Annotated in this window: 8 protein-coding genes; 7 read left to right on the plus strand and 1 reads right to left on the minus strand. The window is 33.8% G+C overall.

The window, feature by feature from the left end; genetic code table 11:
* On the plus strand, positions 1-781 hold a 781-nt coding region (locus RTY06_RS16055; RefSeq protein ID WP_312825980.1), incomplete at its 5' end, for a site-specific integrase.
* 199 nt (positions 782-980) lie between these two features.
* Here the strand turns inward: RTY06_RS16055 and RTY06_RS16060 are convergent.
* Positions 981-1,430, minus strand: a complete 450-nt coding sequence (locus RTY06_RS16060; RefSeq protein ID WP_312825987.1) for a PepSY-like domain-containing protein — start codon at positions 1,428-1,430, stop codon at positions 981-983.
* 198 nt (positions 1,431-1,628) lie between these two features.
* Between RTY06_RS16060 and RTY06_RS16065 the strand changes: the two genes are divergently transcribed.
* The 6 genes from RTY06_RS16065 to RTY06_RS16090 all read left to right on the plus strand — a co-directional run bounded on the left by RTY06_RS16065 (position 1,629) and on the right by RTY06_RS16090 (position 9,734).
* Positions 1,629-2,144, plus strand: coding sequence for an RNA polymerase sigma factor (locus RTY06_RS16065; RefSeq protein ID WP_312825981.1), 516 nt, complete (start codon positions 1,629-1,631; stop codon positions 2,142-2,144).
* A 73-nt stretch (positions 2,145-2,217) separates the two neighbouring features.
* A complete protein-coding gene (locus tag RTY06_RS16070; RefSeq protein ID WP_312825982.1) occupies positions 2,218-3,480 on the plus strand; it encodes a histidine-type phosphatase in 1,263 nt (420 codons plus the stop codon).
* An 82-nt stretch (positions 3,481-3,562) separates the two neighbouring features.
* Positions 3,563-4,390 (plus strand): FecR family protein, encoded by an 828-nt coding sequence (locus RTY06_RS16075; protein ID WP_312825983.1) that lies wholly within the window; start codon positions 3,563-3,565, stop codon positions 4,388-4,390.
* A gap of 79 nt (positions 4,391-4,469) precedes the next feature.
* Complete coding sequence (locus tag RTY06_RS16080) at positions 4,470-7,457, plus strand: SusC/RagA family TonB-linked outer membrane protein (protein WP_312825984.1); 2,988 nt, start codon at positions 4,470-4,472, stop codon at positions 7,455-7,457.
* Between the two features lie 7 nt (positions 7,458-7,464).
* On the plus strand, positions 7,465-9,075 hold the full coding sequence (locus tag RTY06_RS16085) for a RagB/SusD family nutrient uptake outer membrane protein (protein WP_312825985.1): 1,611 nt from the start codon (positions 7,465-7,467) through the stop codon (positions 9,073-9,075).
* 131 nt (positions 9,076-9,206) lie between these two features.
* Complete coding sequence (locus RTY06_RS16090) at positions 9,207-9,734, plus strand: tetratricopeptide repeat protein (protein ID WP_312825986.1); 528 nt, start codon at positions 9,207-9,209, stop codon at positions 9,732-9,734.
* The last annotated feature ends 45 nt before the right edge of the window (positions 9,735-9,779 follow it).

The raw sequence follows: 9,779 nt of genomic DNA on the forward strand, positions 1-9,779 counted from the left end.
GTGGAAATACAAGATTTCAGATATTAATCTTTCGGAAATAAAACCTTCCTTCATAACTAATTTTGATTTTTTTTTAAGAACAGTTCGGAAATGCGCTAATAATTCCACAGTAAAGTATGTCAAAAATCTCCAAAAAATTATAAATATATGTCTTGATAATGATTGGATGACTAAGGATCCATTTACTAACTATAAAGGAAAAATTATAACAACAGAAGTTCGTTGCCTAACAGAATTGCAGTTAGAAAAACTAAAAAATAAGAACTTTTCATCAGAGAGGTTACAAGTTGTTAAAGATGTCTTTTTATTTTGCTGTTACACTGGATTGGCTTATGCCGAGGTTAAGAAATTAGAAAGCAAAAATATTATTTCACTTGGGAATGAAGAGAAACTAATTAAAATTGAAAGAACTAAAACTAAACTCTTAGCGCGAATACCTTTACTTCCGACTGCTAAAGAAATATTAGACAAATATAAGTCTCATCCAAAATGTTGTGATACAGAAAAACTTTTACCTGTATACAGTAATCAGAAAATAAATGAATATTTGAAAGAAATTGGCGATATCTGTAATATAGATTTTGATATCACGTTTCATACAGCAAGACATACCTTTGCAACAACCATAACATTAAATAATGGTGTGCCAATAGAAACTGTAAGTAAAATGCTAGGACATAGTAATATTAGAATGACGCAACATTATGCTAAGATTCAAGAAGCAAAGATTTGTGAGGATATGCAACTTTTAAAAAAGGTTTTGGAAGAAAGAAAATTATAGATTGTTAATTTTTAAACACATAGTCCTGTTAAGTGAACTTAACAGGACTCTATCGAAACCATTTATTAACAGATATTGATAATATTTTGAAGGTTTTAAATGATATTTAAGTTGTAAGAATAAAATTAAAAATACATTTTAGATATAAATATGTTATAATATTTTTTATCATAATAGCTTACAGATTAAAATATTAATCTTACCTTTTCTGCAAAACTCTTCCTTGGGAATCAAAAACGACTTTCCATTCTTTTGAATAATTTTTCAGTTCAACTTTATAGATGGTTTTTCCATTTTCCGAAATCCTTTTCACATCATCAATTCTATAGCCTGAATAATTTTTGCTGACGCTGGCTAAAACCATTTTTGGAAGATTACTTTTGGAAATTTCCTGTTCGTGTCTTACCAGCTTACCATCTCGACTATAGAAAACTTTATGGTCATCACCGAACAAGCCTGTTTCAAATTTTACTTCATATAGGTTGCCTTTGATTTCCCAATCGATATCGGAAGCTTTTGGAAAATTCTTCTGGAAATTATTTAAAATCACAGATGGAACTTCATTCTGGTGAATATCTTGTGCTGAAATATGGTTGAAGCTTAAACCTAAAATACTGATTGTTAAAATTAAATTTTTATAAAATGTGATTTAGCTATTATGAAGCATTGCATTTCTTATTTCAATCAATGAGTTAAAATTTTGGAGAAAAATTATTTTTGTCTTTTACATTGAAAAATCATTTAACGTTCTTGTTTTTAGTGTTTTGTATTTTTATTTTGTACACTGCATTTTTTTGATATATTTGAGAACTTCGTATATATATAGACCTTAAAATATATTCTCTAAGTGCAATCTCAATTTGAAAAACTATATTCTGATTACAAAAATCAGGTCTACTTTTTCGTGAAAAAATATGTTCACGGGCAGGATGATATTGAGGATATCGTTCAGGATATTTTTGTTCATTTATGGAAACATAAGGATTCTTTAAACAAAAATAAAGAAGCCATTGTCTTCAAAACAGCAAAACAGGAAATTGCTAATTTTTACAGGAAAAACAAATTATCCTTCTCGGATTTCAAAGAAGAATCTCATCTAAGTGTTGTGAAAGAAGAATATGATGAAGAACAATTTAAATCCTATTCTGAACAAGCTGAAAAATTACTCCAATTACTTCCAGAAAAAAGTAAATCACTCTTCCTAAAACATAAAATTGACGGATTGAGTTATTCCGAAATTGCAAAAGAAAACAGTATTTCCAAAAATGCTGTAGCGAAGCACGTTAATAAGGTTCTTCACATCCTAAAAACAAACATTAATCTATTTTTTCTGTTATTGATTTTCATTAAAAAACTTTTTTAAGGTTGACGATTTCGGTAAGTCTGCGTAATAAATCGTAAGACAGAAATCAATCTGAAACTAAAATAAGTTTATAATGAAGAAATCATTTTCTATTCTGTTCCTAGCAGCTTCCTTTTTTTATCAGGGACAAACTACCAAAGAAGAAATCCTCTCAAACCTAAATCAAACGGGCGGTGTTTACTACGCTTATCCAACTCCGACTAAAAAACTGACTGCGGTTCCGTCCGGATATCAGTCGTTTTACATTAGTCATTACGGTAGACACGGTTCCAGATGGCTCATCAATGATAAAGATTTTTCCGGTGTGATGGACATTCTGAGAAAAGCTAACGAGTATAATGCTTTAACTGAAAACGGAAAATCAGCGTTAAAACGATTGGAGAACATCTGGAAAATTGCTGAAGGTCATAACGGCGATTTGACAGAATTAGGAGGATTGCAGCATAAGCAGATTTCGCAGAGAATGTTCAAGAATAATCCGCAGGCTTTTGGAAATAATGCTGTTGTTACTGCAAAGTCGACTGTTGTTCCGAGATGCATTATCAGTATGGCTTATTTTACCAATGAATTAACAGCCAATAATCCAAAGCTTAATATCAGTGTAGAATCTTCTGATAAGTATATGAAATATCTGAATCATCATACCAAAGAATCTATCGATTTCAAAAGTCAGGATAACTTCTGGCAGGAAGAAAAACGAAAGTTAAAACAAGATGCTTTACGCTCAGACCGATTTATCAAAAATCTATTCAATAATGAAGACTATGTTTACAAGAATGTGAACCCTGAAAAAGTTGTGGAATCTTTCTATTGGATTGCCAGCGATATGCAGAATCTGGAAACGGATATTTCTTTCTATGATTTGTTTACAAAAGATGAATTGTTCAATATTTATCAGGCAATCAATTATCAATTCTATGTAAATGATGCTGCGTCGCCTTTGAGTAAAGGATTGGTGAAAGATAATGCAATTCCGTTAGTTAAAAATATTCTTGAAGAAGCCGAAGATTATATTAAAAACAATAAAAGTGGAGCTTCGCTTAGATTTGGTCACGACGGAAATATTGCACCATTATTAGCTTTTATGAGAGTTGAAGGAATGGATAAGGAAGAAATCAATCCGAGAGAAGTTTATAAAGTCTGGAATACTTTTCAGGCTGCACCAATGGCCGCCAATCTTCAGATGATTTTTTATAAGAATAAGAAAAATGATGTTTTGGTAAAATTTCTTTTGAATGAAAATGAAGTCAGTGTTCCTCTTGAAACCAAAAGTTTTCCTTACTACCAATGGAAGGATGTGAAAGCTTATTTGGAAAAAATAACCAAGTCAAATTAATATCGGATTTTTGAATTAAAATTAATTTTAAAAAACGTTAGAAAAAGGGTTGACGATTTAGAAATCCTGCGTAATACTGAATATGAATAACACAGACGACGAAAATTTTAAAAAGAACTGGAAAAAAACTTACGAAGAAAATCAGCGTATGGATTCTGAAACCGATGCACGAATCCAAGCTGGAATTCAGAGTAAGATAAAATCCGGTAACAAATTCAAAAAATTATATTGGGTTGCTGCAGCTGCGGTAATCACGGGATTTGGTATTCTTTTTTATACGCCTTCTTCGCCGGCTTCTGTGGAGAAAACTCAGTCTCAATTTTATTCTAGTGTGGATTTTACGAAAAAGATTAGCCTTCCCGACGGAAGTAGTATTGTGCTAGAGCCCCACAGTACACTCGAATTAGCAAAAGATTTTGGAAAATCGGACCGTAAAATTACATTCACAGGAAAAGCGACTTTCGATATTGCAAAAGATAAGACAAGACCTTTTAGAATCAATGCAAAAGATTTCACGGTGCAGGTTTTAGGAACTAAATTTTTCCTAGACCAAACAAGTGGAAAAGAAAAAGTAGAGCTTTTTGAAGGAAAAGTAAAAGTCAATCATCAGGGAAAAATAACTTATTTGCTTCCAAACGAATCTTGGAACAAAAATGTGGAAGAGAAGCCTCAAACTTATATTGTCGCAAATGTGAAAAGAAATTTCTCCTTCGATGACGAAAATTTTGAAAATATTATCAATGAGCTGGAAGTAGTTTATAATGTTAAAATCAATTATCCTCAGGAATATGCTAAAAAGAAAATCAAAGGCTCATTCTCCGGCGATATGAATGAGGTTTTGTTTGCAATCTGTTATCCTTTCAATCTTAAAGCTGATAAAAAATCTGATAATCAAATACAATTAAAATAAAAAAGCACCGATAATGACGGTTATCGATGCAATAAATGATTCGACTCGCTAAAGTATAATCAAATTAATCCTCAAATTTATGAAAAAAACAGTAATGTCTGTACTCTTATTGGTTGCCACAGGTCTTCCAATCGCTTACGGACAAACCGGACAAACACCGCCGGTTACTATGAAAAAAGAGAATCGGGTGTCCATTATCAAAGTTTTTGATAAGCTCAGCAAATCTTCCAAGATTCCATTTCTCTATTCCAGCACAGATTTCAAAGATGTTTTTGTGAATGATACTGCTATCAATTATTCATCTTTGGAATCATCATTAAAATATCTCAAAAAATTCTATCCGATAGAATATGAAATAAAAAATAACACGGTTGTTCTTAGGAAAACCAGTGTTAAATTAATTTCTCAATCAGAAAATTTTCCCATTCCAAAAGACACTATTGCGGTTCAAGAGAAAAAGATTGATGAGGTTGTAATCATCGGTTACGGAAAAGTTAAAAAATCTGATGCAACAGGTTCTCTCACAACCGTTAAAATTGATAGTGAAAATGACGGAAGTCCGGTTTCCGCACAAGATGCATTGACGGGAAAAGCAGCCGGAGTTAATATTATTTCTCCCGGTGGAGCGCCTGGCGCAGGTTCAACTATCAGAATCAGAGGTGGTTCTTCTTTGTCCGCCAGTAATGACCCGCTTATTGTGATTGACGGAATTGCGATTGACAATTCTTCAACCTCAGGTTCCAGTAATATTCTTGGGATGATTAATCCGAACGATATCGAAACTTACACAGTTCTGAAAGATGCTTCTTCAACAGCTATTTATGGTTCCAGAGCTTCGAATGGTGTCATTATCATTACAACTAAAAAAGGCAGTAAAAAAACAAGATTTCAATATTCTTCCAATACAAAAGTTAGCTACAATCCAAAGATGCTGAATGTTTTAAGTGGCGATGAATACAGAAGTTTTATCAAGGATTATTACGCAGGAAATAATACGATTATCAATGGTCTTGGAACGGAAAACACCGATTGGCAAAAGGAAATCTACAGAACTTCTGTCAGTAATGACCAGAACTTCAGTATGACCGGAGCTGTAAAAGATATTCCTTATCGATTATCATTGGGATATACAGACCAACAAGGGATTATCCGCAAAAATTCGTACGAAAGAATGAATGCGAGTTTGGCAATCAATCCTTCATTTTTTGACAAACATTTAAACATTAATCTTAATTATAAACCAAGTATTGAGAATAATGATTTCATTTCCAATCCGGCAAGTTCGGCTGTGGGATTTGACCCGACTCGTCCTGTTTATGACAATTCTTCTCAGTATGGTTTAGGGTATTTTATATGGAAAGATGCTTCGGGAAAACCGATTACGATTGCAAGTGCCAATCCTGTTTCTGTCCTTAATCTAAGAAAAGACGAGTCCAAAGTAGTTCGTCATATTGGAAACATTCAGTTGGATTATAAAATTCACGGTTTCGAAGATTTGAAATTAAATGCCAATGCGGGTTTTGATATTTTAAAAAGTAACGGCGATATCTTCGTTCCTGATAATGCACCATTGGCTTGGACTTCCATCGGAAACGACGGACAAGGTCTGATTGAAAATTATACTCAGAAGAAAAATAATACCCAGTTGGACTTATATGCAAATTATACCAAAACACTTTCCAATCATAAAATTGATGTGATGGGAGGTTATTCTTGGCAGAAGTTCTGGCAAAGTTATGACGATAATCAAACCAATGTTTCCGGAAATAAAGTTTATCAGAATATCATTTCGAAGTCAGAATATTATCTGGTTTCATTTTATGGCCGTTTGAATTATACTTTCAAAGACCGTTATCTTTTCACGGCAACGCTTAGAAACGACGGTTCTTCGCGGTTTTCAAAAGATAATCATTGGGGACTTTTCCCGTCAGCAGCATTTGCCTGGAAAATCAATGAAGAAAATTTTCTGAAAGACGGTGGATTTTTCTCTGATTTGAAATTAAGATTAAGTTATGGAAAAACCGGTCAGCAGGATATCGGAGGAGATTACGAATGGATGCAGACTTATACTTTTAGCCAGTCCAATGCTTTGTATCAGTTGGGAAACCAATACTATCAGACCATCCGCCCCAACGGTTATGACCCGAATCTGAAGTGGGAAACAACTTCAACTTATAACGTGGGTTTGGATTTCGGAATTCTTAAAAATAGAGTTTCTGGTTCAGTGGAAGTTTATAAAAGAACAACAGATGATTTATTGAATAAAATTTCCGTAGCAGCAGGTTCCAACCTTACCAATATGATTTTTACGAATATCGGTTCTATGGAAAATAAAGGTGTTGAACTTTCATTTAATACGATTCCAATCAAAACAACCGACTGGCAATGGACTTTGGATGCAAATATTACATTCAATGAATCAAAAATAACCAAACTAACACTTGTAGATAGTCCTAACTATGGCGTGAACATCGGGAATGTTTCCGGTTCAACAGCAGGAACGATTCAAACACATTCTGTTGGATATTCGCCTTATACTTTTTATTTATATCAGCAGGAATATGATGAAGCTGGAAAACCGATTGAAGGAAAATACAAAGGCGGACTTGTGAAAGATAAAAATCCGATGCCAAAATCTTTCCTCGGAATCTCTTCTAAAGTGAGTTATAAAAACTGGTATTTAGGCTTCAATGGTCACGCTAATTTTGGGAACTATGTTTATAACAATGTGAAGTCCAAAGATTATAAGACGAAAGCGACTTTAGGAAACGGAACTTATTCCAATCTTTTGAGTTATACCGCTGAACAGGGTTTTGATAATCTTCAGCTTTACTCTGATTTTTTCCTTGAAAAAGCTTCTTTTTTCAGAATGGACAATATCACGCTGGGACATAATTTCAAGAATATCAGCGACAAGTTCGATCTGGGTATTAACCTATCTGTTCAGAATGCTTTTGTAATCACAGGATATAGCGGGCTTGACCCAGAGGTTTATCTTGGAATCGATAATAATATGTATTCCAGACCTCGTTCATTCCTTTTCGGACTTAATGTTAACTTCAAATAATCCAATTATGAAACGTATATATATAACCCTTATATTTTCTATTTTCACATTAAGCTCTTGTGTCAACGACCTTGATACATCTCCAATAGACCCGAATATCGTAACGACAGACCAGGTCTATTCCAATCCCGATAATTACAAAGGTGTGCTCGCAAAATGTTATGCGGCATTATGTCTCAGCGGACAACAAGGGCCAACTGGAGATCCTGACGTCAGTAATTTTGATGAAGGTTACAGCTCATTTATCCGTTTAGCTTTTTATGTTCAGATCTTATCAACAGATGAAGCAATAATGGGTTCACAGACTAACGGATTGAGACAAATGGCGACCAATACTTGGGATTCCAACACGGCTATCTTGAATGGTTATTATGCAAGACTATATCAGATCATAGGTTATACTAATGAATTTCTAAGACAAACAACCGATGCCAAACTACAGGAGAGAGGACATACGGATGCCAGCTTCAAACAACAGGTTGCTTATTTCCGTGCCGAAGCTAGATTTCTAAGAGCTTATTCTTACTGGGTTTTGTTGGATACATTTGGTAAAGTTCCATTCGTAACAGATTCTGATAAATTAGATCCACAGTTTTTACCAAAACAGATATCAAGAACCGATCTCTATTCTTATGTGGAAAATGAACTTAAAGAAATTGAAACTGCACTTCCTGATACTAATGAATATGGAAGAGTTGATAAAACAGCAGCTGACTTTTTATTGTCAAGACTTTATCTGAATGCGCAAGTTTATACCAATTCACCACAATGGGATAAAGCCGCCGAATACGCTGAAAAAGTGATTCAAAGTCATTATAGCCTTGCTCCAAAATATCTTTACAATTTCCTTGCTGATAACAATACTTCCCCAGAAATCATCTGGTCTCTGAATATAGATGGTGTTCAATCCAAAACTTATGGAGGAACTACGTTCTTTGTGCTTGCTCAAACAGGCGGAACAATGCTCAATTACCTGAATTTGGGAATTGCCGGAGGTTGGGGCAATATCCGTCTTCGTCCGGAATTTGTTAATAAGTTTCAGACATCAGATCAGGATTTTGTAACCACAGACCCAAATGCATTTGCGAAAATCGACAGCAGAGCTCTATTATTCAACATCGGACATAAGAAAGAAATTGCCGCACTTCCCGGAACTTTCCAGGATGGTTATGCTTTCACAAAATGGAGAAATGTAACTAAGAATGGAGTAGCAGGTTCTGATGCGGCTTATGTAGATACAGATTTTCCTATGTTCCGTCTTGCTGAAGCTTATTTGACCGCTGCCGAAGCTAATTTCAGGTCGGGAAAACCATCAGAAGCTCTTAACTATATTAATATTGTTAGAAACAGAGCGTATAATAATGGAAACGGAGCAATCGCCCTTTCTGATTTGAACCTAAATTTTATTCTTGATGAAAGATCTCGAGAATTATCGTGGGAGTTACTGAGAAGAACCGATCTTATTCGTTTTAACAGATTTACTACAGCGGATTATCTCTGGAGCTGGAAAGGTAATGCTCAAGCTGGGAAAGAAGTGGATTCCAAGTTCAATATTTATCCGCTTCCTTCAGCAGATATCACAGCTAATCCTAATCTGATACAAAATGACGGATATTAAAAAGAATTGATCTCACAATCAAGTTTATATTATTTTTTTTAAAATAACTTCTCATCAAAACTGATGGGAAGTTTTGTTTTTTAATGAATGATATACTTGATTAATTAGTAAATTTAAGAGTGATATAAACGATGCCAATTGGCTATATCAATCTCGCAGATGAGATTTCTTCAAAATCAAATGATGAAAGCATCAGGAATTCTTTTTACAAAGAAGCCGCAAATATCTATTACAACAGAGATATTTTTGATTTGGCTTTGAAATATAGTTTGGAAGCAAAGGCTTTAAATAATATTGGAACAACATATTTACACAATAATAAACTGGATTCTGCTATTACTTATTTTAAAAATGCTATTGAAAGTTCTAAAAATACAAAGTTGCTTTCACTTAAGGTAATTTCTCGTACCAATTATGCTGAAGCATTAGCTGAAAAGAATGAAATAGCAGGAGCAGAAAAAGAGTTTTCTTATGTCGAAAGCCTTTTGGAAAATTCTGATGATCCATCACTCATTACAAGATTTTATACTTCATTTTCGGATTTTTACAGAGAAACAGGAAGAAGTGAACTTGCTATAAAATATGCAGAGAAAGCAAAGAGTAATTCTAAAATTAAATATAGTTTCCAAAACCGTCATTATATAAAGCCTAACCCGTAGTGCATTATAAAAAAGGTTACTCATAATACGAAAATTTCGTATATT

This window comes from Epilithonimonas sp. (genome assembly GCF_032055105.1).
In the GTDB taxonomy this organism is placed as follows: Bacteria; Bacteroidota; Bacteroidia; order Flavobacteriales; family Weeksellaceae; genus Epilithonimonas.

Bases quoted from the DNA above. Each gene is read 5' to 3' on its own strand.
- RTY06_RS16080 (WP_312825984.1), top strand. From the start codon at position 4,470: ATGAAAAAAACAGTAATGTCTGTACTCTTATTGGTTGCCACAGGTCTT.
- RTY06_RS16085 (WP_312825985.1), top strand. From the start codon at position 7,465: ATGAAACGTATATATATAACCCTTATATTTTCTATTTTCACATTAAGC.
- RTY06_RS16070 (WP_312825982.1), top strand. From the start codon at position 2,218: ATGAAGAAATCATTTTCTATTCTGTTCCTAGCAGCTTCCTTTTTTTAT.
- RTY06_RS16075 (WP_312825983.1), top strand. From the start codon at position 3,563: ATGAATAACACAGACGACGAAAATTTTAAAAAGAACTGGAAAAAAACT.
- RTY06_RS16090 (WP_312825986.1), top strand. From the start codon at position 9,207: ATGCCAATTGGCTATATCAATCTCGCAGATGAGATTTCTTCAAAATCA.